The organism is Mesorhizobium yinganensis (assembly GCF_040081985.1).
In the GTDB taxonomy this organism is placed as follows: Bacteria; Pseudomonadota; Alphaproteobacteria; order Rhizobiales; family Rhizobiaceae; genus Kumtagia; species Kumtagia yinganensis.
The window spans coordinates 98017-119147 of record NZ_JBEBMH010000006.1 but is presented as its reverse complement, the minus strand read 5'-3'; the positions used below and the strand labels follow the sequence as shown (position 1 = coordinate 119147).

Here is a 21131-nt window from a genome sequence, read left to right as displayed (position 1 = left end):
GGCTGCAACGGAGGAAGTCCATGGCGATGTCGATGTATCAGGCCAGCGTGCCAGTGTTTCAGGCGCGGCTGAAGAGCCTGTCGAATGTTTTGAGGAAGGCCGAGGCCAATGCCGAGGAGCGTAAGATCGACCCCGCAGTGTTCCTGAACGACCGGTTGGCACCTGACATGCTCAGGCTTATCTCGCAGGTTCAAATCGCCACCGATCATGCCAAGGGCGCTCCTTCGCGCCTGGCAGAGCGTGAGATCGTGCGCTTCGAGGACAATGAGACGAATTTTGCAGAGTTGCAGGCGCGGATCGCGCGCACGCTCGATCTTCTGGGGACGTTCGAACCAGCCGAAATCGACGGCAGCGAGGACGTCGCGATCCTGATCAAGGGCAGGACGCGCGACCTGTCATTCAGCGGCATCGACTATCTGCAGAATTTTGCGATGCCGAACTTTTATTTCCACGTGACGACGGCCTACAACATCCTGCGGCACAATGGCGTGCCGCTTGGAAAGATCGATTTCCTCGCTGTCTGACCGTTGCAAAGGCGGGCCGGGGTGCAGCAGGCCCGCCCCCTAAAGATTACAGGCCAGCCGCGATCCGGCGCGGCAAGCGCGGGAAATCGGCGGGCCGTACATCCGTATCGGTGCTGCCGGTCTCGCTCAGCAGTTCGACGATCGCCATCGCGACGCGGACGCGGCCGATGTCGCGCGGCCGCGGGCGGGAGAAAAGTTCCGTAAAGAAAGCCACGGTCAGGCTCCTTCGTTTGTCCTCCCGATTCCAGCATATAGGCGATTCGTGACAATTGTGCAGCGCAGCATTATGCATGGCAGCCCTGCGCGATGAGTGGCTTGCATCGCAATTGTCTCAATTTCGGCCGATGGTTCCGGCAGATTCTTAACGCTCCGGAGGTAGTGTCGGGATCGAGTTGGCGCTCCATGGATTGACGGCGGAGGAGGCTGTCGTGAGCGAATTGGCGAACCGGGATTTTGCATCCCTCCTCGACGATCTGATCGCTGCAAGCGACCAGGTTGGTGCTGCTGCTCCGACGATTCCCTTCGATTATCTTTCCGTCGCAGAGGAACTGCACTCAGGCCGCATCCGGGTTTCGGATGACGCCGCCGAGGCGGAGTACCGCGAGGCGGCAGGCGGTGGGCCGGACGGAGAGCGGCCCGTCGCTGCGCCCGCGGATTTGCCGCTGCCGACCGAACCGGAAGCGATTGCGGTCGAGCTCGGCTTGGAAATGGCGAGGATCGAGGATTTCCACCGAATTCGCCGCCGCTTTGCTTTTGCCAACCATCCGGATCGTGTCGCGCCCCATCTGCGCGAGCGGGCTATGGTGCGCATGCAGGTCGCCAACATGCTAATCGACGAGGCCTCGCGGCGGGCCGCTGGGTCGGACCGCCGCTGACCGGTCCCGGTCGGGTTGATTGAGGGCCCTGTTTGGCAGGCTGTCAACCAGGCAATGGCGCGCTTATGTGACCGGACTCGGTCCCAACCTCAAACGACGATCACCGCGCCCATCAAGTGACTTTCCAGGAAAAACGCTGGCCTCACCTTGGCCAGATATTCGTCGACCGCCGTCTTCGAGCCGGGGAACAGTGCCGAGCCGTAATCATCGATGACGATGATGCCGCCCGGGTTCATCCGGGGGTAGAAGAATTCCAGGCTGTCGCGCGTCGGCTCGTAGAGATCGACGTCTATGTGGACCAGCGCGAACCGGCTCTCCGCCAGTCCCGGCGCGTCGAACGAGGCCGGAATCCAGCCCTTGTGCAACGACACGAATGGAAACGGCGCCAGCGAAGCCTTCACCGCGTCGTAGTCGGAGAAAAAACTTTCCTTCTGGTTCCTGGTCGCCTCGGGGCTGGTGTTGCCGCGTCCGGTCCGATCCTCCGGCGTCTTGTCGGACAATCCGCCCTCGAACGAATCAAAAACCCAGAAATGACCCGGCCAGTTGCCAGCCTTCAGCAGATTGGCCAGCAGATAGGTCGAATGACCCCGCCAGCAACCGCATTCGGCAATGTCGCCGCTCGGCCCCTGCGCCAGCACCCGCGACACCATCTGGTAGAGGGTAAAGAACCGGTTCTGCTTGAAGATGTTGTCATTGGAGCCGGTGTTCCGCATCGCCTCGAAATAGGCGGAGAGATAGGCGTCCTTGCCCTCGGCGTGGCGGACGTAGCGGTCGATCCGCTCGACATCGACAACACGCTTTCGAGTTTCGTTTTTCTTCTTGGGGCCGAGCAGGCGCCGGATGAACCGCATCGTCACGTCCAACTGTCGTTTAGTTGACGCGCTTCATAATATGGTTTGACAAGCTGACGCCATAGCAGATGGTGCCATTGCCGTGCGGACTCGCCAAAAGCGTGCGCCTGCTTGCGCGGCAATCGTCGTTGGATTGCGGCCTGTCGGGCAGTGCAAGAAGCTCCGCGTCTGAAACGTCGTCGCATGCCCCTGGTCTGTTGAACCGTCGCCGCGGAACCCGATCCGACGACTGAGAGCAGAGAACGCCCAGCTAGTGGCCCGCGCATGGCGAATTCCCAACCTAGAGGTTGCCGGCCCTTGGGATTTTCGGTTTTCCCGGATAGGGTGCTGAGCGGACCTCCTTCCGTTCCTTCCGCCTGACCAATTCCGGAGATGATCCGATATGCAGAAGCGCCGTCTTGGCCGCACCGACTTGCTTGTTTCCAGCGTTTGCCTGGGCACAATGACCTGGGGCCAGCAGAATACAGAGGCCGAGGGCCACGCCCAGATGGATGTCGCATTCGCCCGCGGCGTGAATTTCCTCGATACGGCTGAACTCTATTCGATCCCGCCAAAGGCTCAAACGCAGGGAAGCACCGAGCGCATCGTCGGATCGTGGATGAAGGAGCGGGCAAATCGCGACAAGGTCGTACTTGCAACCAAGGTCGTCGGCAGGACGCCGATGGAATGGTTCCGCGGCGGACGCCCTTCCAGACTGATTCGTACCGACATATTCGACGCCATCGACAAGTCGCTGGCCCGGCTGCAGACCGATTATGTCGATCTCTACCAGATCCATTTTCCGGAACGGCGCGTGCCGTGGGGCGCCAATCCGACCCGGGTCGGCAATTGGCCGGCGCCGCGCGATGCGGACGAAACGCCGATCGCCGAGACACTTGCCGTCTTCGACGAACTGGTGGAAGCCGGCAAGATCCGCTACCTCGGCCTGTCGAACGAAAGCTCTTGGGGCATCATGCGTTTCCTCTTCGAGGCCGAGAAAAGCGGCGGGCCGCGCGTCGCGTCGGTGCAGAACGCCTACAATCTTGTGAATCGGAATTTTGAGGTAAATCTCGCCGAGGTCGCCGACCGCGAGGACATCAGCCTGCTCGCCTATTCGCCGCTGGGACAGGGTTTTCTGACCGGTAAGTACGATCACGGAGCCCGGCCGGAAGGAGCACGTACGACGCTTTTCGATCGCGGACAGCGATACCAGACGCCATATGCCGCCGAGGCGATCCTTGCATACAGCGAACTTGCCCGCTCTTTCGGTGTCGAGCCGGCGCTGTTTGCCGGCGCCTTCGTCTTAAACCGGCCTTTCCTGACGTCGAGTATCATCGGCGCTACCACCATTCCGCAACTGGAAACAGCGCTGCATGCCGCCGAATTCACCTGGACCGAAGAGATGCAGAAAGCGGTGGACGATCTGCACCAGCGGGTGGGGAATCCTTGTCCCTGATTGAGTGAGAGCAGCAAGGCAGTAGGCAGTAGGCAGTAAAAAAATACTGCGGCGCCGACATGTTTGCAACACGCCGGTTCCGGTTTCTGCCTTTTCCTACTGCCTACTGCCCTAGATCAGCATCAAGCCCTTCATGCTGGTATGACCTTTCTTGCCGATGATGATGTGGTCATGCACAGAAATCCCGAGCGGCTTGGCCGAGGCGATGATGGTCTTCGTCATGTCGATGTCGGCGCGGGATGGCGTTGGATCGCCCGAGGGGTGGTTGTGGACCAGAATCACCGCCGTCGCAGACAGTTCGAGCGCCCGACGCACGACCTCGCGCGGATAGACAGGCGTATGGTCGACCGTGCCGGTCTGCTGGACCTCGTCGGCAATCAGCGCGTTCTTCTTGTCCAGGAAAAGGATGCGGAATTGCTCGCGGTCCTCGAAAGCCATTGCCGCGCGGCAATAGTCGATCACCTGCGTCCAGGATGAAAGGATTTCGCGGCCCTTAATCTCGCCGCGCGCCATTCGCTGCGCCGCCGCCGCGACGACCTTGAGATCGAGAGCCGCGCCTTCGCCGATGTCCTCCACCTCGCGCAGAAGATGTTCCGGCGCGCCAAGCACTTCGGCCAGGGAACCGAAACGCTTCAGCAGCGCCTTGGCGCGAGCCTTGGTATCGGCGCGCGGGATCGAGCGGAACAGCAGCAGTTCGAGCAGTTCGTAGTCGGCGAGGGCGCCTGACCCGGCTTCGCGGAATCTCTGCCGCAAACGGTCGCGGTGGCCGGCATGCTGCGGCTTGGCCACGGCCGTCTTGCCGGGCTTCAGCGCAAGCGGCCGCTCGTGGAAGAAACCGCGCTCGTCGTCCCCATCCGCCGCCATGCAGCCCTCGACCGATCGCAGCCGACCTCTCCCGAGGTCTCGCCGCCGCGATCAACCCAAGTCTAGACCATCCTCCTTCCATCTGGAAACCGGAGTTTCGAGGTTGTCCGGCGCGGCAGCCGTGAACCGCGGAGGTCAGAGCGCCTAGTTCGGCAGGCCGGGCCGGTCGAGGCCAGCCGGCGACAGCGTGAAGATCTCGCAGCCACTGGCGGTGACGCCGACCGTATGCTCGTACTGCGCCGAGAGCGAGCGGTCGCGGGTGACCGCCGTCCAGCCGTCCGAAAGCACCTTCACATGCGGGCGGCCGAGATTGATCATCGGCTCGATGGTGAAGATCATGCCGGGGCGCATCTCGACGCCTTCGTTGGAACTGCCATAGTGCAAGATGTTCGGCGCATCATGGAACAGGCGACCGACGCCGTGGCCGCAGAAGTCGCGCACCACGGAACAGCGCTCGCCCTCGGCATAGCTCTGGATCGCCGCGCCGATTGCGCCCGTCCGCGCCCCGGGACGAACGGCGGCGACGCCACGCATCAGGCATTCATGGGTGACTTCAAGCAGCCGCTCAGCGGCGCGCTTGATGGCGCCGACCGGATACATGCGGCTGGAATCGCCGTGCCAGCCGTCGAGTATGTAGGTGACGTCGATGTTGACGATGTCGCCGTCGCGCAGCGGCTTTGCATCTGGAATGCCGTGGCAGACAACGTGGTTGATCGAGGTGCAGGAGGATTTTGTGTAGCCGCGATAATTGAGCGTCGCGGGCAAGGCGCCGTGGTCCATGCCGTATTCGAAGACGAAACGGTCGATCTCCTCCGTGGTCACGCCGGGCACGACCATGGCAACCAGTTCGTCGAGGCAGCGCGCGGTGAGGTCGCAGGCCTTACGCATCCCGGCGAAGGCGTCTTCGCCATAGAGCTTGATCTGCCCGGTGTTTCGGGATGGTGCTGCGTCGGCGTCGAGATAGGTAACCATGGGGCTCGGATGGAGAATGGATTTCATACGCGAACGCATCATGTGACATCTGCGCGTCCCAGCTTCAAGTGCAAAGCAGCCAAGCCAGCCAATCCGAACCTGCGCATAGGCGGCTGGATAACTTGGCAATGCTCAAGTTTCTCGGAACGAAACTTCCAATCAGCGCATTGCTGGTACGGAGGGACTATACTCAAGAGGAGAGCATCGTGGCGGCGGTCGACCTGGCCAAAAAGGCAGCGCGAGAACGCAAAAGGGGAAAACTGCTACACCTGCATGCCACGATCCGCGAATTGAGTCAGATCGTGAAAGGTGAACAATTTCAGTTTCTGGCGCATCTTTTGGATATGGCCTATATCGAATCAGGTGACCTGCTCCGCGCGCTAAATTCTCCGTTGGACGGCGAACGTGAATAGTTAGGCTTCGGATTTTGTCCGATAGTTCCGGCCGACCATCCCCGGTTGGCGGGCTCCACGGACAACCGCTACCAGCTTTTCGAGTGCCGCCTCGCCAACCCGCATGCCGGTGTCCTCGATGTGTTCTGCCAGAGCGTCAAACAATTCATCCCCCTGACCCTCGAAGAGCGCTTTGCTGATGCGATGTGATCTGCGTGGGTCCGGCGTATTGTCTGTCATCACGAGCACCTCATCGGTGAAGGTCGGCGCGTTTGTCCCACCGGTTATAATATCATACTATGTACGCGTAAACGCCAGTTTCGGTTCCGCCACATATGCGCGGATCGGCCGACCGTCTTTTCTCGAAATGGCGGTCGGCCGAACCAAGTGGCGCAGGAAGCAGTGTCGCCCATGCACCGCCGTGGCTAAACAGCCAGAGGTACGGCGACTGTGCCTTTTCAAGCCGTCCGCGCCTGATTGTCTGCCGATCTCAGATGATCGTGAAATCTGCCGCCGTCAGGCTTGGTGTCCCGGTCAACACCGCGAACTTGATATTGCCGAAGGTCGCGCCTGAACCGTCGGCATCATAATAAAGCGCGCCGGTATCGGAATTGTAGATGATGCGGTCGTTCGCGTCCTTGGGGCCGCTGGCGATGTCCTTGAAGGCCGATGCCGCCAGAGCGCCAGGCGTTGTCAGCGCCGTGAAGACGGCGTTGTCGAGCTGGATCGTATCGGCGGCGACGGAAAAGTCCTGGATCGAATCGACATTGTCATCGGGGTCCAGCGCCGAGTTGAAGATGAAATTGTCGCTGCCCGTGCCGCCGATCAAAGTGTCGTTGCCGCGATAACCTTTGATGTCGTCGTTGCCGAGCTGGCCGTTGATGGTGTTCACGGCGTTGTCACCGTTCAGCATGTCGTCGTAGCGTGAGCCGAGCAGATTTTCGATCGAAGCATAGGCGTCGCCCTTGGCCTCGCCGGTGTTGATCGAGGCATTGGCGAGACTGGCGACCAGGCCGGTTGCGGCGTCGCGATAGGAGGCGGTGTCGATGCCGGCGCCACCGTCGAGATTATCGGCGCCGATGCCGCCCATCAGGCTGTCATTATGGTCGCCGCCGTTCAGCGTATCGTTGCCCTCGCCGCCTTCCAAAATATCGTGGCCGGTGCCGGCGAGGATCGAATCGTTGCCGAGCCCACCGCGCAGTGTATCGCCGCCGATTAGGGCGAGGGGAACGCCGTTGAGGACGACGGTCACGACATCGGTTCCGGCTTCGCTTATGACGTCGCCGCCGTCGCCGCCGGAAACCGTGTCGCGGCCTCGGCCGGTTTGGATGAGGTCGCCGCCTGCGTCGCCATAAATCGTGTCATCGCCGTCGCCGTCGCGAAGGATGTCGTTGCCATCGCCGCCATAAAGCGTATCGGCGCCGACGCCGCCCTCGACGATGTCGTTTCCGGTGCCGGCGCGGATGATGTCGTCACCGGCCTCGCCGTAGAGCTTGTCGCCGCCGATCTCGAACTTGCCAGGCACGATCTCACGGATGTCGCTGCCTTCCTCGTCGATCGTGTCGTTGCCGGTGCCGCCCCAGATCGTGTCGGTGCGGGTTCCGGTGTGGATGGTGTCGTTGCCGTCCTCGCCCCAAACGGTGTCGTCGCCGTCTCGGTCGTAGATCGTGTCGTCCTGATTGCCGCCATGGATCTGGTCGTTGCCGTCGTCCCCGTAGATGCGATCCTTACCGTCGTCGCCATAGATCAGGTCGGCGCCTTCGGCGCCGCGCAACGTGTCGTCGCCGGCATCGCCGTAGAGCCGGTCGTCGCCCTTGCCGCCGCCGACCAGATCGGCGCCGTCCCCGCCGAACAGGAAATCGACGCCATCGAGGCCGGAGATAATGTCCGTGCCGCCATTGCCGCGAATCCAGTCCCCAAAATTGCCGCCTTCGATGGACTCGAAATTATCGCCGCCGGAATAGTGGAGTTCTTCAAAACCGTCGGCGACCAGCCCTCCGGTCGAGCCGCCGCCGACCAGCGAAAAATTGTCGATCGCGTCTTCGCTGTTGTAGAGATAGAGCGTGTCGTAGTCGCCTTCGCCATGCACCGCCTTGTCATTCGAGGCGGCCTGGAGATGCACCGTGTCGTCGCCGCTTCCCGCCCAGACGATGTCGCCGGCGGGTCCGCCGCCGAAAATCTCGCCGCCTCCGAAGCCGCCCGTCCAGATCGTGTCGTTGCCGGACCCTCCGCTCAGATAGTCGGCCCCGCCGCCGCCATAAAGCGTGTCGTTGCCCGCCCCGCCGTAGAGCCGGTCGCCATAGGTGTAGCTGACGAGCTGGTCGTTGCCCTGGTCGCCATAGATATAGGCGGGATCGTATTCGAGCCTGGTGTCGTCATCGATCACCCAGATCTGGTCGTCGCCGTTCAGCGCGTACACTTCCTCGCCGGCTTCCGCCTGATAGGCATCGCTGCTGTTGGTAAGTTCGGTAGCCATTTGATGCTCCTCTCGTCATCGGTTGCCGATGCATCGAGGTTGCGGCAGCGTCTATGAGCGGCTGCCAGGCAACCTTTCACCGTCTGCGCAATGGGGAGCGGAAACATGCCGGCCACAATCGGCCGCGCAAAGGCTCCCGCAGACGATCGATCTGCGTCGGAGCCTGGGCCGGATGAACTGCCTCGTGTCGTCGACGCGAGGCCCACGTACTTCCAAGCGTGTAAACCTTCGGTTGCGAATGCAACGGTGGGATGTCGCCAGCCGGACCGCGTGTAACGAACGGCCTGTCCGGAGACCACACGAGACAAGTCATGCTCCCGCCCTGTGTGACACGAAATCAAGGTTTTCGGCGACGGCGCCGTTCGCAACCCAAGCGGCTCGAAGGTCCGCGCGATCCATCCCGGCGGAGAGGACGAACAGGCCGTGGTCGGTGTGGGAAGGGCAGGGATGACGGTCATGTGGCCTGGTTCGAAGAAATCTTGGGGCTTCCCCGCGAAGCGTCATCACGATGCATCGTTGCGCGGATACGGCACGGCGACTGCAGCACGCCAGGCGGCGCGCAAATCGGTCTGTTTGTCTCAAAGGTCATTGGTCGCTGGTATCGCCGGCCCGGTTGCTTCAATATTGCCGGGCCGACGACGTGGCAGCCTTTCGCTTTTCACCTGCATCGTGACAGATCGATGCCACTCCTTGGGAGCCTGTGATGCTGATTGAACTGACGCTGAACGACGATGCCGCGACCCCGGTCTTCGTAAACCCTGCTCATGTCGTGGCCGTCTACCGGACGCCTGCTGCCACGGCCACGATCGTATGCTGTGTTTCGAGCGGCGGCGACCGGCGAAACATCTTCGCGGTCAGGGAAACGCCACAAGAGGTCGCGGACGAGTTTGAATAGCGGCTCCAGTCTGCGGGCTTCCCTCCCGCCAGTCGGTCCCCAGTTCCGCGGAATCCCGTTCAGCGCCTCGGCAGGTGAAGGTCGTGCATCGGCATCATGTTGTGGTTGAGATGAGTCATGATCCAGATCGAGCCGAGCACGACCAGCCCCACAATGAACACCCCGAAGGCAAGCGCCAGCACGTTGTTGGTGTTGTCCGGACCCGTGGTCAGATGCAGGAAGAAGACGAGGTGCACGCCCATCTGCGCGATGGCCAGAACAACCAGAGCCGAGATGATCGCCGGTCCATAGATCAGGTCGCTCTGCGCGGCGGCGAAGGAAGCCGCCGTGAGCAGGATCGCCAAGCCATAGCCGATCAGGTAACCCTGTAGCCCGCCGGCCGGCTCCCTTTCGTTGATACCTTCTTCGCCGGGCGCGGCATCGTCCAAATCGGACGTGATGTCGGGGCGGGCATCAGGGTCCGTCATATGCTCGCTCCCAACAGATAGACGAGGCTGAAGATCGCGATCCAGACGATGTCCAGCGCGTGCCAGAACAGATTGAAGCAGTGCAGCCGCCGCAGGAGATCGGGTCTGAAGCCCTTGATCCACAACTGTGCCATCATCGTACCGAGCCACAACAGTCCGAGCGACACGTGCAGGCCGTGGCAGCCGACCAGCGCGAAGAACGAAGAAAGGAAAGCGCTGCGCCCAGGCCCGGCGCCTTCTGCGATCATGGCGGTGAATTCCTGGATTTCGAGCACCAGGAAGAGCGCACCGAGAACGCCGGTGACCAGGAGCCAGATCTGCGTCCAGATCATGTCGCGGCGGTGGCTGGCCAGGCTGCCGAGACCGCAGGTAAAGCTGGAGGTGAGCAGCAGCCCGGTCTGGATCGCGACACGCGGCAGATCGAACAGATCCCGTCCGGTGGGACCACCGTCCGCCGCGCCCGAGAGAACGGCATAGGCCGCGAAGAAGGCCGAGAACATGATGATGTCGGACAGCAGGAATATCCAGAATCCGTAGGCCGAGGTCACGAATCGCGACGCCGGGCCACCTCCGCCGTGGCCTGTGGCGTCATGTCCGTATGCATGTCCACCACCATGTCCGGCGCTGGCTGCGGACCGCGGCAGCGTGCCAGCCGCCGCGCTCATACGACCTGCTCCCGGCGTTCGAACCACGCCTTCCGGGTTTCCAGTCGGATCCTGTCCACCCGTTCCACCTCTTCCGCCGGAATCTCGTATTCGGCCTCGTCGCGCCAGGCGAAGACAACGAAGGTGGCATAGGCGCCGACGGCACAGAGAATCGCCAGCCACCAGATATGCCAGATGAGCGCGAAGCCAATGAACGTGGCGAAGAATGCGGTCACGAATCCCGTCGGGCTGTTCCTCGGCATCTCGATCGGTTCGTAGGTGGACGGCTCTTCGAGCGTTTGGCCCACGATCGCCCGCTGCTTAATGCTCCAATACGGCTCCTCATCTTCCACACTCGGCAGGCGCGGAAAATTGAAAGCGGGCGGCGGGGAAGGGGTCGACCATTCGAGCGACCGGCCGTCCCAGGGATCACCGGTTTCGTCGCGCAACTCGTCGCGGCGCCGGATCGATACGGCGAGCTGCATGATCTGGCAGGCGGCACCGATGATCATGACGCCGATGCCCGAGACCGCAACCTTCAGCGACGGCGCCCAGGCATCGACGGGTATATGCTGCAGACGACGGGTCATGCCCTGGAGGCCGACGATATAGAGCGGCACGAAGACGAGAATGAAGCCCGCGAGCGTGAACCAGAACGCGGCCTTGCCCCAGCCTTCATGCAGGCGAAAACCGAACGCCTTGGGGAACCAGAATGTCAGGCCCGCGAAAGCGCCGAACACAACGCCGCTGATGATGACGTTATGGAAATGCGCCACCAGGAACATCGAATTGTGCAGCACGAAATCCGCGGCGGGCACGGCAAGCAGCACGCCGGTCATGCCGCCGACGGTGAATGTCGTTATGAAGCCGAGCGCCCACAGCATCGGGGTGTCGAAGCGAAGCCGGCCGCCATACATGGTGAAGAGCCAGTTGTAGATCTTCACGCCGGTGCCGACCGCAATGACCGAGGTGGCGATGCCGAAAGCGGCATTCACGTCAGCCCCCGCGCCCATCGTGAAGAAATGGTGCAGCCAGACCATGAAGGACACCACGCAGATGAAGAGCGTCGCCGCGACCATCGACCGGTAGCCGAATATCGGCTTGGACGAGAAGGTCGAGAAAATCTCGGAGAACAGGCCAAAGGCCGGCAGCACGAGGATGTAGACTTCGGGGTGACCCCATGCCCAGATCAGATTCACGAACATCATCGGATTGCCGCCGGCCTCGTTCGTGAAGAAGTGAAATCCTAGATAACGGTCGAGGGTGAGCATCGCCAGAGTTGCGGTCAGGATCGGGAAGGCGGCGACAATCAGCATGTTGGAAGCGAGCGCCGTCCAGCAAAAGATCGGCATTCGCAGATATCCCATCCCCGGTGCCCGCATCTTGAGGATGGTCGTTACCAGATTGACGCCGGTCATCAGCGTGCCGATCCCGGAGATCTGGATCGCCCAGAGATAGTAGTCCACGCCCACCCCGGGCGAGTATTCCGTACCGGACAGGGGCGCATAGGGCAGCCATCCCGTGCGTGCGAACTCGCCGATAACCAGCGACAGGTTCACCAGCAGCGCGCCGGAAGCCGTCAGCCAGAAGCCGACGGAATTGAGGGTGGGAAACGCGACATCGCGCACACCGAGCTGCAGCGGCACGACGAAGTTCATCAGCCCGATCATGAACGGCATCGCCGCGAAGAAGATCATGATGGTGCCGTGCGCCGAGAAGATCTGATCGTAGTGATCCGGCGGCAGGTAACCCGCCCCATAGAGGGTGGCGGCCTGATGGGTGCGCATCATGATTGCGTCGATGAAACCGCGCAGCAGCATCAGCATGGCAAGCACGATGTACATGACACCGATGCGCTTATGGTCGACGGAGGTGATCCATTCACGCCAAAGATAGGGCCACCACCCCTTCACGGTGATCCATGCAAGCACGCCCATAACGGCGAGAAATACGATCAGCGCCGCGACGAGGGGGATCGGCTCGTCGAACGGTATGGCGGACCAATTCAGCTTGCCCAGCATCGGTCAGCCCCCTCTGGTATTGTCTGCTATAGACACGGGCGTGACGCACAGGCTGGCGTCCACCGGTTCGGGATGGACTTCGGGCTTTCCGCCGCGTCCGCCGCCCGGCCCAGGTCCAGGCGGCAATTGCTGGGCCACCACTGCGTCGAACAGGCCGGGTTGGACATGCGCGTAGGTGAACGGCGCGACGTCGTGGCTCTGCCGGGCAAGTTCGCGGTAGGTCTCGGCGTTGAGGACGCCGTTGCCGCCGCGCAGGCGGGCTGCCCATTGATCGAATTCCTCCGGCGCAACAACGCGAACCTGGAAGTTCATGTCGGAAAATCCGTCGCCGCTGTAATGCGCGGCCTGGCCATAGAGGTCACCCGGATTGTCCGCCTGAAGGTTGAGTTGGCTCTCCATGCCGTTCATGGCGTAGATCATCGAGCCAAGCTGCGGGACGAAGAACACGTTCATCACGCTGGACGAGGTTAGGCGGAACCGCACCGGCGTCCCCGCCGGCATGACAAGTTCGTTGACACTGGCGACCTGTTGATTCGGATAGATGAACAGCCATTTCCAGTCGAGCGCGATGGCCTGAACCTCAAGCGTCCGCTCGGGCGGGCCGAGCGGCTTGCGTGGGTCAAGCTCATGCGATCCGTAGTAAATAAGTCCGCCCAGGAAGAGGATCGTCAGCGTTGGGATGGACCATACGATCAGCTCGATCCTCCCCGAATAGGTAAAGCCGGGATCATATCTGGCCTTGGGATTGGAGGCGCGGAACCACCAGGCGAAGCCCAGCGACGCGATGATTGTCGGCACCACGATCACCAGCATCACAGCCAGCGAATTGAGCAGAATCTGCCTGTTGCCATCTCCGACCGGACCTTGCGGATCGAGAATTCCGCCCTCGCAACCGCCCAGAATAGACGCGGTCAGTGCGATCGTGGCGAGTCGCGCCGAGAAGCCAGGTTTCATCGTCCATCCTTTGGCGAATTGCAGGGGATGACGTCGTCGCGGGTTTCATTCCGATAGTTGCGGGGCATTAAGGCAAGGCAGGCCGGCATATAGAACATGATCTGCCGGTTGGAATCTACCGGGATACTGCCACGGTGACATGAAAAGCCGGATCCAAAACCATTGGCGGGGATCAGCTACGCATCAATGCTGGCCGCCGAGCGCGGCTTTCGGAAGGTCGCTTCTTTTCGGGAGCTTAGTCCGAACTGGCCGTGGATCTCTTTTCATAATCGGCCAGCAACGTCCACAGTATGAGCTCTTCGGAAGCGTCGGCGATGCCGTTCACCGCACTAGTATGCAGTTTCTGAACGAATGGCGCCGGGCTCGAGAACGCGTGTTACCTGCTTCATGAAGCGCAGGCAGACATCAGAAAAGTTGGCACCTGTCGTCGCCGGAAAAGCGCATCGATTTGTGCCAACTTTTCGGTCTCCTGGTCAACGCTGGCTTCCAGACAGTCGCCGATTGCCATGTGTAGCCCTGGCGAGCGCGTGCCGGCGATTTAACCGCCATCGCATTCAGTAAAGCAACGGGGTGGTGTTCCGGTTCGCGGTCAGAAAGGTGTGGCATCGCATGTTCGATGAACGCCGCGAACCATGCTCGCAGAGAATCGAATTCTTCTGCCGAAATTCTCATCCGCAATTCGGGCTCCCATCCTCGGAAGGTACGCTAGGAGGCGCCAGTTGGTGAACCGTTTATGCAATCGACTACCTCAAAGAGCCAAATAGATTTGATAATAAATATCTGCTATATTAAAATTGAACGCGTGGCATTTTATAAAATGCCGATACGTATGCTGCGCGAATTTGACTTGAGTTGTAAAACCACAGCTTGTAACGAAAGATTTCGCACGTCAAATTCTAATAGAACGCCATGGGAGGGAGCTTAAAAAACAAGAAGTTCGCATCTTGATCGCGCGGTTATCTAAAAAGGGGAGGGCCCTTTATGATTTACGTGCTCTTAGTTGCCTCATGCCTATCCAACGGGCAGGACTGCCGTAAAGACCTAGCCGCTGAAAACATGTCTCTTATGGGCTGCTTGAGCCTCTCAATGCAGGTTGTACCCCAATGGAAGGCTCTGAACCCCAAGCGCATATTCAAGGCTGTCCGATGCGTGGATAAACGACGTTTGGATTTCGAACTTGGGAAAGATCTAGCCTAGCAAGCCGTTATGGATTTGTGGCGGTTGTGGCCGTCTGCTTTGTCAAGAGGCAGGGAAGGTGAAGCGGGGCCAGGCCAGGCCAATCCAACCCTGCCCGACTCCTGGCTTGGGCCACCGACGGCAAGAGCAATTGATCCCCCTTTTGAGAACTGCTCAGGTGAACAAACCCTGCTGCACTCACGTCCAGGTCACCCTGATCAAGCCGGAACGTTGGACTTCACGAAATCCTGCAAGGTGATCGTTCCTCGGACAGGCTGTCTGGGCCATGAAGGCAGTGGGCGAGATCCGGAAGATTGCGGCAACGGTTGCGCCTGCGCCATCGCGCTCCGGACACGGTGGCGGCAGCCGTTTTGTGGTCCGGATATCAAACCGCGGCACGTCCAGGCTCCGGCTCCCTCGGATTTCAGATGCGATAATGTCACCGGGCTTAATCCATTCGAACGGCGTCGCCGCGCCGATGCCCTGGCCTCACAGATGGCGGCCGAATGAGGCAGGATGCATGTACGTTTACCGTGATTCACCATGTGGGGGGTGACTTCGCCTTAGACATGCCTTTCATAGCCGGCATAATTCCGAGGCGAATTGAAAGGCACGCCGATGGAACCGGACGCCGTTTATGCCGTCTATGATCCGCCGCAAGCTGGGTTGCCTGTTCTTGGTGTCTTACTCCGCACAAAAAAACCGATTCAAGTTTTTGCCTTCGAGAACTTCGAGCAAGCCCGAGCGTTTTTAACGATCCACGGGACTCGGATTGATTCGGAGAACAGCGGTGCCGGGGCGGAGGAATGCGCGTCTCAGAATGACACTTGATGCGTTTGCCGCAGGGCCAGCACAGGCCCCAAGGGGCGTAGGCATTGGCACTCTCGCCAAGCTCCAGAAACACGGCTTGATTGTGCAGCTTCCATGGAGTGCTGGCGAGGGTGTCCGGTACATGCTCACCGATCAAGGCCGTGAGTTCTAGGCCGCACACTTTGGGGCGGAATAGTCTGCAGTTGTGGACTTATTCAAAAGGGGGCGGCTTGCGGTTTGCCGTGATCAACGGTGGCACGGGTAGCTCTGACTGTTTCCATGCCGGCCATGATCTCATCATGGGAAATGACACCACGCGAAAAAATGGCCATCACCATTTCCGCGGCAGCGTTACGCTCTTCATCCTTGGTAATGGCGTAGCGCTCGCAGTACGCTTCGAGAGCGTGGCGCAGAGCCTTAAGCTGTGCGGGATTCGCACTTCCGTTAAAGAACATGGCGTTCGTCCTGTTGGCGTGGGCGAAAGCGCGATGTACTCTTTCAAGCGCCATATGCCAGGATGACAGGCGACATTGGTAGCCTATAATTAGCGGCCGCCCTTCGCCATCACATATGTTAGTTCCTCGTCCAGCCAACTGTGAACATTCACAGTGACGCCCGAATCCCCGACCGGACGATGATTCCGGTTCGGCCGTATCCAAGGGCAGGTAGAGGTGTGATTCTGCCCTCGTCAAATGCCGCCTATCAGAGAAAGCCGGCGGATCGTCGTTAAGTCGTTGATTTTGTTGGTACGCCCAAGGGGAATCGAACCCCTGTTACCGCCGTGAAAGGGCAGTTTTTGCTATGACCACCGTTCATCATCGTTCACCAGCATACAGTAAAATCAATACTTTAGCTGCTTTGAGTTCGCTATTGTACGCTGACGTACGCTGGTATATATTTCACACATATTTCACGGGGGTGGATGGCTGACAATGCCTAAATCAGTGAATGAGGCACCGCTAACAACTAGGGCGGCGCGTTCAAAATTGGCTGCCGGTCTGCATTGGCGAACCCTCGATCCAGAGGTTCACCTGGGTTATCGCAAGGGGAAGAGCGGCGGTGTGTGGCTGGTCCGTTGGCGCACGGCGCTGGGATACAATCGTGCCCAACTCGGAACAGCCGACGACGTGGTGGTCGCCGGCACACTCGACTATGAGGCTGCGCGCCGCGCGGCTCGGGATTATGTGAACAAGCTCCGCGACGATGCAGAGGCGGCAAAGCAGAAGGCGCAACTCGAGGCTGCGGGCAAGCCGATCACGGTTGCCGATGCCGTCGAGCAGTACATAGCCAGCCGTGACGCCAGGGATACCAAGCGCAAGGGCAGGGTGGTTCGGTCGGATGCGAGCCAGCGCCTGACGAAGTACCTGCTCGGGCAGCCTGTGAAGGGAAAGCGCAAGGCACGGGCACCGGCTCCAATCGCTTCGGTCGAACTGTTCGCGCTCGCCGAGGCCGATCTCTCCAAATGGCGTGCCGGTTTGCCCGGCGACATGGCGGGCGCCACCCGTCAGCGTCTGATTAACGATGTCAAAGCCGCTCTTAACGCCGCTTTTGCCGACAACCGGCAGGTGCTGCCGCTGACACTGCCCGCCGTCGTCAAGCATGGGCTGCGCGCCGATGCCCGCGAGGACGAAGCGGAGCCAGTGGCCCGCGACAACCAGATTCTCGGTGACGGCTGCGTGGCTAGGCTGATCCGTGCATCTCGGGAGATTGACGCCGAGGACGGCTGGGAAGGTGATCTATTTCGGCTCGTTACCGTGCTCGCCGCGACGGGCGCGCGGTTCTCGCAGGTGATCAGAGTCCGCGTCTCGGGCTGCCAGTTGTCCGCCGGCAGATTGATGATCCCAGTGTCTCGCAAGGGCAGGGGAGGGAAGTCGGGCGATACGCCAGTTCCCGTTGGCCGTGACGTTCTCGACGAGCTTGTTTCGGTTGCCCATGGCCGCAAGGGTGATCCCGCGCTTCTGGAGCGCTGGCGCTACAAGCAGGTGGCAGCCACGGCATGGGAGCCAATCGGACGAGGCCCATGGCAGGCAGCATCTGAACTGGCGCGGCCATGGAAATCCATCCGCGACCGCGCCGGACTGCCCGAAGCTATTCCATATGCGCTGCGGCACAGTTCGATCGTGCGCGGCATCCGCCAGAATCTGCCGATCCGCCTTGTTGCGGCACTGCACGACACTTCCGTCGAGATGATCGAACGCCATTATGCCAAATGGATAACGTCCGGCCTGGAGGACATGGCGAGGGCGGCTATCGTGCCACTCGTGTCGGCGCCTCAGGCTGATGTCGTCACACTTCGCCGGGGAGCTTGAGAATGGATGCCGTCTGGACGCTGATGACGCCAATCGACGATCTTTCGAGACAAGAGCTTCGTTTGGCCATTGGCGACCACGTCTCCTGGTCGAGTGATAACCAAAGAGCCCTTTTCGTAGCTGAGGTGGAAGAATCGATCGCAATCTACACGCAACTCACTGCGCCATTGGCTGAGGGTCGCAAGGCAAAGCTGGACAAGCTAGATGACGTAGCCCGCTCTGGTCAGGCGTTCTTCAAGGCAGTTTCGAAGTTAGACAAGGCAACCGCCGAGTTGCTGGAACTTGGTTTCATAGGGCTCCTAAGAGGCGACGGGGACGATCCACAGGGATCAATCGAAACTTCGTCAAGAGCGGTTTTGGCGGCAAGCGATGTGGGCGTGCAAGCGGGTAGGATTGCAGATGCGGCAGGGCACGCGTTCAGAACCGTCAAAAGACTCACGAAATGGCGAGCCATTGATTCACTCATCATCGATTGGGGCAGAAGCTATTATCGTGCTTTTGGCGAATTGCCGGGCTCCTCCGCAAAGTCCTGTTTTGCAAACTTGATGCCCTCATTGTTGAGGGCTGCCGGAATAGACGATACTGTAGGTGAGGACCGATTAGTGCGCTTGCTAACTCGAGCTCGCCCTGACGGAAAAGGTCCGCGACGAGGCCGCAAGCCGCAAGCCAAATGACGGGATTTACTTTCTTGTTATCTTACAAATCCCGGCTATTAACCCACTGAATCTACTATCATCTTTGTCTCCGTGAACAACCGCGCACCCGCACGCGAATGTGCGAACCGCGCCACCACGGAGAACCAAATTGTCCACCGAAAAGCTCGCTTTCAGCATCGAGGAAGCCGCCCAGGCCGGCGGCCCTGGTCGCACGAAAATCTATGAGGCCATCAAGACGGGCCGCCTGAAGGCCCATAAGCTGGGCCGTAAGACCGTCATCCTGCGTGACGACTATCTAGCCTTCCTGCGCGCCCTCCCGATGATGGAGGCTGCCTGATGGACCTCCAGCCCGACGAGATCATTGAGATCGGCGCCCGCTGGCTCGTCCAGCATCGCAACCAGATCGACAGTGGCGTGGTGGATGAACTCAAACGCCGCTTCGGCGTCCCGGCGATCACCGCCGTCGAGATCATCCGATCCGCAAACCGCCTGCGCATGGGAGGTGCCAATGCTCCCTAACGCAAAAGAGCCGCTCGTGGTCAAGGCGGGCGGCTCTTCTGAAATGTCCATCATTGCAGCGATCGACATTTCAGAAGATGCCACGCCCCATTTGAAAATTCAAGCTTTTCGCGTCCTACGTCACGCTCCCGGCCTGTCCTGGCCGGTCGCGCTTGCCGTAGCGGAAATCATCTTCGGGAGGGCCGGCGCATGAGCAGCACAGACTCGCCTTCCGAAGCTCAGGCCAAGGCAAAGTGGCATTCTCAGCGCGCCTGGGACGCCAGCCATCCGAAAGCGACTTGGGCGCACGCCGCACTGCGCAGCGCCGTGAGACGTGGCCTGATAATCCCCGAGGGCTGTGCCGTATGCGGCGACCCCAGCGCCGAGGGCCATCACGACGACTACGACAAGCCCATGCAGGTGCGTTGGCTTTGTCGAGGACACCATCAGGCCGAACACCGCCGGCTGCGGCAAGGCGGTGGCGATGGCTGAGGGCAAGCCCACGTTTGCGGCTATCCCGGCACGCTGTATCGGTGACGAGCGTCTCGCGGCGCTCGATCTCCGCGTGCTCGCTGCAATCGCGATGCACGACCGTTTCAGCAAGAACGGCGTCGGCTGCACGATCGGCCACGGCAAGCTGGCCGCGAAGCTGAACTGCCACCTCAAAAGCCTGTCGCGATCGATCCGGACCCTCGCCGAGTGCGGATACGTAGGCGGCAGAGACAACCCGCTAAATCCAAAATATCGCGCCTATTTTGTCATCTACAACGAGTTCGACGAGCACTTCACAAAGGCGCCTACAGGTAACGAACTGGTTACCCCTACAGGTAGCGAAACGGTTACCTCAAACGCGTCTAGAGGTAACCAACTCGTTCCCGAAAGTGCCGCTAGAGGTAACCAACTTTTAGAAAACGCTTAACAAAATCAAGAAGATGCGGTGTATAATATATTCCCCGAAGGGGATAATAAATCCCGCGAAGCGTTTTTAAGAGATCCCGTTGAAACGGCGCCTGACGGCGCAAGATGGGCTTTTGAGAGGGAGCCTAGCGGTAGCGTCGGCGCGATGCTGGCGATGATCGAGCGCACCATCAAGGCCGGCACCACGAAGACCTTCGTCGAGCGTTGGTACAGGTGGCTCGAAGAGCAAGTCAGCGACGGCGGACTGGAATACTCCAGTTCAGAATACCAGCGAGCCTTCCGTCTCTGGGAGACCTTGGGAGGCACGCTCGATGCCGCGTGAGCCTTCCAAAGTTCTGACGGCGGAAATTTACGTCAGGCCAGCGGACGCTGCGCACCGTCCTCTTCGTCGATTTGACGGACTGCATCGTGCCAGTGTCGCTCTTGAGTGCCGTCCTGGCGGCCTTCGCGTTCCCATAGGTCATAGGCTCGTCGGCGGATACGTTCCTCGCGATCGCTCTCCGGCACATTGCCGGCGCTGGTATTGTCGCCACGTTGCTTCAGCGCATCAGAAAGATCGCTCTTCTCAGGGTCGACGAGGTTTTCCCAGGCAGCATCTCGGTCAAGTGCTGGATCGTCCAAAGCAGGCAGATATCCGGGCGGCCGATTTTCCGGCGGGCCTTCCCAACGAGGCCACTGATCTGTTGTTCCGGGCGCGCCGCCGTCGCGTGGTCGCTTTGCCATCGTCGTGTCTCCTCCGCTCGCTGGAAGAACTCGGGCTGACGCGCGAAGTTCCCGATCTACGGTCCGCTCGTCCCACTCGTGTTGCCGGTGCCACCTGCCGGACGACTGCCACCTTGCGGCTTGCTGGTGCTTGGCTGGGTGGTTGGCCGCTTCGGCTGAAGCCACGACGGCAGCAGTTCGGCGATTGCAGAGCGAAACTTCGAGGGCATTTATCGGCCTCCGCCGGTATGCCCGACACGCATAGGCTGACGCCAACTCTCACGGTTCGGGTCGCGATCGCCCTGATGCAGGTCGGTCCACGGCAATTCGGGCAGCCATTCCTCCCGCCTGCCGACCCAAAGCTCATAGCTCGGGATGAGCGTGGAAGGCGCCTCGTCCAAGCTGCCCACCATAATTTCTGCCTCTTCGGCTCTCAGCGAGAACAGGCGTGCGCCGCAATTGGTGCAGAAGCTTCGTCCGGCGTAGGTGCCGATGTGGCCGCTCATGCTGAACCAGCTAAGAGGCCACACAGCGAAAATCGTGAAGGCCGAGCCGGAATATTTCCGGCAGTCTTTGCAATGGCAGAGGCCGGTGCGGATGGGTTCGCCTTCGACGCGGAACCGAACTTCTCCACACATGCAGCCGCCGGTGCGGTATCTGCCCATCTCAATCGCGTTCATGCTGAATGCCTC

27 protein-coding genes, 1 tRNA gene and 1 pseudogene are annotated in these 21131 nt (G+C 60.5%); 14 read left to right on the top strand and 15 right to left on the bottom strand.

Annotated elements, in window-relative coordinates:
• The first annotated feature begins 20 nt into the window (after positions 1–20).
• A complete protein-coding gene (locus tag ABMA59_RS14025) occupies positions 21–524 on the top strand; it encodes a DUF1993 domain-containing protein (protein WP_349005981.1) in 504 nt (167 codons plus the stop codon).
• Between the two features lie 46 nt (positions 525–570).
• Here ABMA59_RS14025 and ABMA59_RS14020 read toward each other — a convergent pair whose 3' ends face one another.
• Positions 571–738 carry a hypothetical protein gene (locus ABMA59_RS14020; protein WP_349005980.1) on the bottom strand — a complete coding sequence of 56 codons (168 nt, stop codon included), beginning with the start codon at positions 736–738 and terminating at the stop codon, positions 571–573.
• 214 nt (positions 739–952) lie between these two features.
• Between ABMA59_RS14020 and ABMA59_RS14015 the strand changes: the two genes are divergently transcribed.
• Entirely contained in the window at positions 953–1399 is a 447-nt protein-coding gene (locus ABMA59_RS14015; protein ID WP_349005979.1) for a hypothetical protein, read from the top strand.
• 89 nt (positions 1400–1488) lie between these two features.
• On the opposite strand, the gene ABMA59_RS14010 is transcribed toward ABMA59_RS14015, so the two are convergent.
• Positions 1489–2250: a TylF/MycF/NovP-related O-methyltransferase gene (locus ABMA59_RS14010; protein ID WP_349005978.1), complete on the bottom strand. Its 762-nt coding sequence runs from the start codon at positions 2248–2250 to the stop codon at positions 1489–1491.
• Positions 2251–2632: 382 nt separating this feature from the next.
• Here ABMA59_RS14010 and ABMA59_RS14005 point away from each other — a divergent pair, with 382 nt between their 5' ends.
• Positions 2633–3685, top strand: a complete 1053-nt coding sequence (locus ABMA59_RS14005) for an aldo/keto reductase (protein WP_349005977.1) — start codon at positions 2633–2635, stop codon at positions 3683–3685.
• A 111-nt stretch (positions 3686–3796) separates the two neighbouring features.
• On the opposite strand, the gene radC is transcribed toward ABMA59_RS14005, so the two are convergent.
• Both radC and map read right to left on the bottom strand, forming a co-directional pair.
• Positions 3797–4549 carry a RadC family protein gene (gene radC, locus ABMA59_RS14000; RefSeq protein WP_349005976.1) on the bottom strand — a complete coding sequence of 251 codons (753 nt, stop codon included), beginning with the start codon at positions 4547–4549 and terminating at the stop codon, positions 3797–3799.
• 144 nt (positions 4550–4693) lie between these two features.
• Positions 4694–5521 (bottom strand): type I methionyl aminopeptidase, encoded by an 828-nt coding sequence (map, locus tag ABMA59_RS13995; RefSeq protein WP_349006152.1) that lies wholly within the window; start codon positions 5519–5521, stop codon positions 4694–4696.
• A 128-nt stretch (positions 5522–5649) separates the two neighbouring features.
• On the opposite strand from map, the gene ABMA59_RS13990 reads away from it, so the two are divergent.
• Complete coding sequence (locus ABMA59_RS13990; RefSeq protein WP_349005975.1) at positions 5650–5934, top strand: hypothetical protein; 285 nt, start codon at positions 5650–5652, stop codon at positions 5932–5934.
• On the opposite strand, the gene ABMA59_RS13985 is transcribed toward ABMA59_RS13990, so the two are convergent.
• Together ABMA59_RS13985 and ABMA59_RS13980 are read right to left on the bottom strand one after the other, a co-directional pair.
• Complete coding sequence (locus ABMA59_RS13985) at positions 5935–6153, bottom strand: hypothetical protein (RefSeq protein ID WP_349005974.1); 219 nt, start codon at positions 6151–6153, stop codon at positions 5935–5937.
• A 250-nt stretch (positions 6154–6403) separates the two neighbouring features.
• A complete protein-coding gene (locus ABMA59_RS13980) occupies positions 6404–8389 on the bottom strand; it encodes a calcium-binding protein (protein ID WP_349005973.1) in 1986 nt (661 codons plus the stop codon).
• A gap of 703 nt (positions 8390–9092) precedes the next feature.
• On the opposite strand from ABMA59_RS13980, the gene ABMA59_RS13975 reads away from it, so the two are divergent.
• Positions 9093–9284, top strand: coding sequence for a hypothetical protein (locus ABMA59_RS13975; protein ID WP_349005972.1), 192 nt, complete (start codon positions 9093–9095; stop codon positions 9282–9284).
• A gap of 59 nt (positions 9285–9343) precedes the next feature.
• On the opposite strand, the gene cyoD is transcribed toward ABMA59_RS13975, so the two are convergent.
• The 4 genes from cyoD to cyoA are packed head-to-tail and all read right to left on the bottom strand — an operon-like array spanning position 9344 to position 13370.
• Positions 9344–9751 carry a cytochrome o ubiquinol oxidase subunit IV gene (gene cyoD, locus ABMA59_RS13970; protein WP_349005971.1) on the bottom strand — a complete coding sequence of 136 codons (408 nt, stop codon included), beginning with the start codon at positions 9749–9751 and terminating at the stop codon, positions 9344–9346.
• Positions 9748–10416, bottom strand: coding sequence for a cytochrome o ubiquinol oxidase subunit III (gene cyoC, locus ABMA59_RS13965; RefSeq protein WP_349005970.1), 669 nt, complete (start codon positions 10414–10416; stop codon positions 9748–9750). The genes cyoD and cyoC overlap by 4 nt, the downstream gene beginning before the upstream one ends.
• On the bottom strand, positions 10413–12416 hold the full coding sequence (cyoB, locus tag ABMA59_RS13960; RefSeq protein WP_349005969.1) for a cytochrome o ubiquinol oxidase subunit I: 2004 nt from the start codon (positions 12414–12416) through the stop codon (positions 10413–10415). The genes cyoC and cyoB overlap by 4 nt, the downstream gene beginning before the upstream one ends.
• 3 nt (positions 12417–12419) lie before the next feature.
• Positions 12420–13370, bottom strand: a complete 951-nt coding sequence (cyoA, locus tag ABMA59_RS13955; RefSeq protein WP_349005968.1) for a ubiquinol oxidase subunit II — start codon at positions 13368–13370, stop codon at positions 12420–12422.
• Positions 13371–15149: 1779 nt separating this feature from the next.
• Between cyoA and ABMA59_RS13950 the strand changes: the two genes are divergently transcribed.
• Positions 15150–15377, top strand: a complete 228-nt coding sequence (locus ABMA59_RS13950; RefSeq protein ID WP_349005967.1) for a hypothetical protein — start codon at positions 15150–15152, stop codon at positions 15375–15377.
• A gap of 194 nt (positions 15378–15571) precedes the next feature.
• Here the strand turns inward: ABMA59_RS13950 and ABMA59_RS13945 are convergent, their stop codons facing one another.
• Together ABMA59_RS13945 and ABMA59_RS13940 are read right to left on the bottom strand one after the other, a co-directional pair.
• The gene (locus ABMA59_RS13945; RefSeq protein ID WP_349005966.1) at positions 15572–15811 is read right to left on the bottom strand and encodes a hypothetical protein; all 240 of its coding nucleotides are present in this window, start codon (positions 15809–15811) and stop codon (positions 15572–15574) included.
• A 289-nt stretch (positions 15812–16100) separates the two neighbouring features.
• Positions 16101–16178: transfer RNA gene (locus ABMA59_RS13940), tRNA-Ser, on the bottom strand.
• Positions 16179–16342: 164 nt separating this feature from the next.
• Between ABMA59_RS13940 and ABMA59_RS13935 the strand changes: the two genes are divergently transcribed.
• From ABMA59_RS13935 to ABMA59_RS13900, 8 genes are all read left to right on the top strand, one after another.
• Positions 16343–17665 carry an integrase gene (locus ABMA59_RS13935; RefSeq protein WP_349005965.1) on the top strand — a complete coding sequence of 441 codons (1323 nt, stop codon included), beginning with the start codon at positions 16343–16345 and terminating at the stop codon, positions 17663–17665.
• A gap of 2 nt (positions 17666–17667) precedes the next feature.
• On the top strand, positions 17668–18339 hold the full coding sequence (locus tag ABMA59_RS13930) for a hypothetical protein (RefSeq protein WP_349005964.1): 672 nt from the start codon (positions 17668–17670) through the stop codon (positions 18337–18339).
• Positions 18340–18469: 130 nt separating this feature from the next.
• Positions 18470–18658: a helix-turn-helix domain-containing protein gene (locus tag ABMA59_RS13925; RefSeq protein WP_349005963.1), complete on the top strand. Its 189-nt coding sequence runs from the start codon at positions 18470–18472 to the stop codon at positions 18656–18658.
• The gene (locus tag ABMA59_RS13920; RefSeq protein WP_349005962.1) at positions 18658–18840 is read left to right on the top strand and encodes a hypothetical protein; all 183 of its coding nucleotides are present in this window, start codon (positions 18658–18660) and stop codon (positions 18838–18840) included. Before ABMA59_RS13925 ends, ABMA59_RS13920 begins: the two co-directional genes overlap by 1 nt.
• On the top strand, positions 18830–19033 hold the full coding sequence (locus tag ABMA59_RS13915; protein ID WP_349005961.1) for a hypothetical protein: 204 nt from the start codon (positions 18830–18832) through the stop codon (positions 19031–19033). Before ABMA59_RS13920 ends, ABMA59_RS13915 begins: the two co-directional genes overlap by 11 nt.
• Positions 19030–19311 carry a hypothetical protein gene (locus ABMA59_RS13910; RefSeq protein ID WP_349005960.1) on the top strand — a complete coding sequence of 94 codons (282 nt, stop codon included), beginning with the start codon at positions 19030–19032 and terminating at the stop codon, positions 19309–19311. The genes ABMA59_RS13915 and ABMA59_RS13910 overlap by 4 nt, the downstream gene beginning before the upstream one ends.
• Positions 19304–19738 carry a hypothetical protein gene (locus tag ABMA59_RS13905; protein WP_349005959.1) on the top strand — a complete coding sequence of 145 codons (435 nt, stop codon included), beginning with the start codon at positions 19304–19306 and terminating at the stop codon, positions 19736–19738. The genes ABMA59_RS13910 and ABMA59_RS13905 overlap by 8 nt, the downstream gene beginning before the upstream one ends.
• Before the next feature lie 144 nt (positions 19739–19882).
• Positions 19883–20059: a hypothetical protein gene (locus tag ABMA59_RS13900; protein ID WP_349005958.1), complete on the top strand. Its 177-nt coding sequence runs from the start codon at positions 19883–19885 to the stop codon at positions 20057–20059.
• Between the two features lie 32 nt (positions 20060–20091).
• On the opposite strand, the gene ABMA59_RS13895 is transcribed toward ABMA59_RS13900, so the two are convergent.
• From ABMA59_RS13895 to ABMA59_RS13885, 3 genes and pseudogenes are all read right to left on the bottom strand, one after another.
• Positions 20092–20244, bottom strand: coding sequence for a DUF2934 domain-containing protein (locus tag ABMA59_RS13895; protein ID WP_349006151.1), 153 nt, complete (start codon positions 20242–20244; stop codon positions 20092–20094).
• An 18-nt stretch (positions 20245–20262) separates the two neighbouring features.
• Positions 20263–20460: pseudogene (locus ABMA59_RS13890) on the bottom strand (hypothetical protein); the annotation flags it as partial.
• 209 nt (positions 20461–20669) lie between these two features.
• Positions 20670–21104: a GFA family protein gene (locus ABMA59_RS13885; protein WP_425475918.1), complete on the bottom strand. Its 435-nt coding sequence runs from the start codon at positions 21102–21104 to the stop codon at positions 20670–20672.
• Between the last annotated feature and the right edge of the window lie 27 nt (positions 21105–21131).

What these genes read in the sequence shown, in the direction of transcription:
- ABMA59_RS13930 (WP_349005964.1), top strand. Translation starts at nt 17,668, where the DNA reads ATGGATGCCGTCTGGACGCTGATGACGCCAATCGACGATCTTTCGAGA.
- cyoC (WP_349005970.1), bottom strand. Translation starts at nt 10,416, where the DNA reads ATGAGCGCGGCGGCTGGCACGCTGCCGCGGTCCGCAGCCAGCGCCGGA.
- ABMA59_RS14005 (WP_349005977.1), top strand. Translation starts at nt 2,633, where the DNA reads ATGCAGAAGCGCCGTCTTGGCCGCACCGACTTGCTTGTTTCCAGCGTT.
- ABMA59_RS13975 (WP_349005972.1), top strand. Translation starts at nt 9,093, where the DNA reads ATGCTGATTGAACTGACGCTGAACGACGATGCCGCGACCCCGGTCTTC.
- ABMA59_RS13980 (WP_349005973.1), bottom strand. Translation starts at nt 8,389, where the DNA reads ATGGCTACCGAACTTACCAACAGCAGCGATGCCTATCAGGCGGAAGCC.
- cyoA (WP_349005968.1), bottom strand. Translation starts at nt 13,370, where the DNA reads ATGAAACCTGGCTTCTCGGCGCGACTCGCCACGATCGCACTGACCGCG.
- ABMA59_RS13910 (WP_349005960.1), top strand. Translation starts at nt 19,030, where the DNA reads ATGAGCAGCACAGACTCGCCTTCCGAAGCTCAGGCCAAGGCAAAGTGG.
- ABMA59_RS13990 (WP_349005975.1), top strand. Translation starts at nt 5,650, where the DNA reads ATGCTCAAGTTTCTCGGAACGAAACTTCCAATCAGCGCATTGCTGGTA.
- cyoB (WP_349005969.1), bottom strand. Translation starts at nt 12,416, where the DNA reads ATGCTGGGCAAGCTGAATTGGTCCGCCATACCGTTCGACGAGCCGATC.
- ABMA59_RS14010 (WP_349005978.1), bottom strand. Translation starts at nt 2,250, where the DNA reads ATGCGGTTCATCCGGCGCCTGCTCGGCCCCAAGAAGAAAAACGAAACT.
- ABMA59_RS13885 (WP_425475918.1), bottom strand. Translation starts at nt 21,104, where the DNA reads ATGGGCAGATACCGCACCGGCGGCTGCATGTGTGGAGAAGTTCGGTTC.
- ABMA59_RS13945 (WP_349005966.1), bottom strand. Translation starts at nt 15,811, where the DNA reads ATGTTCTTTAACGGAAGTGCGAATCCCGCACAGCTTAAGGCTCTGCGC.
- map (WP_349006152.1), bottom strand. Translation starts at nt 5,521, where the DNA reads ATGGTTACCTATCTCGACGCCGACGCAGCACCATCCCGAAACACCGGG.
- ABMA59_RS13985 (WP_349005974.1), bottom strand. Translation starts at nt 6,153, where the DNA reads ATGACAGACAATACGCCGGACCCACGCAGATCACATCGCATCAGCAAA.
- ABMA59_RS13915 (WP_349005961.1), top strand. Translation starts at nt 18,830, where the DNA reads ATGCTCCCTAACGCAAAAGAGCCGCTCGTGGTCAAGGCGGGCGGCTCT.
- ABMA59_RS13920 (WP_349005962.1), top strand. Translation starts at nt 18,658, where the DNA reads ATGGACCTCCAGCCCGACGAGATCATTGAGATCGGCGCCCGCTGGCTC.
- radC (WP_349005976.1), bottom strand. Translation starts at nt 4,549, where the DNA reads ATGGCGGCGGATGGGGACGACGAGCGCGGTTTCTTCCACGAGCGGCCG.
- cyoD (WP_349005971.1), bottom strand. Translation starts at nt 9,751, where the DNA reads ATGACGGACCCTGATGCCCGCCCCGACATCACGTCCGATTTGGACGAT.
- ABMA59_RS14025 (WP_349005981.1), top strand. Translation starts at nt 21, where the DNA reads ATGGCGATGTCGATGTATCAGGCCAGCGTGCCAGTGTTTCAGGCGCGG.
- ABMA59_RS13900 (WP_349005958.1), top strand. Translation starts at nt 19,883, where the DNA reads ATGCTGGCGATGATCGAGCGCACCATCAAGGCCGGCACCACGAAGACC.
- ABMA59_RS13905 (WP_349005959.1), top strand. Translation starts at nt 19,304, where the DNA reads ATGGCTGAGGGCAAGCCCACGTTTGCGGCTATCCCGGCACGCTGTATC.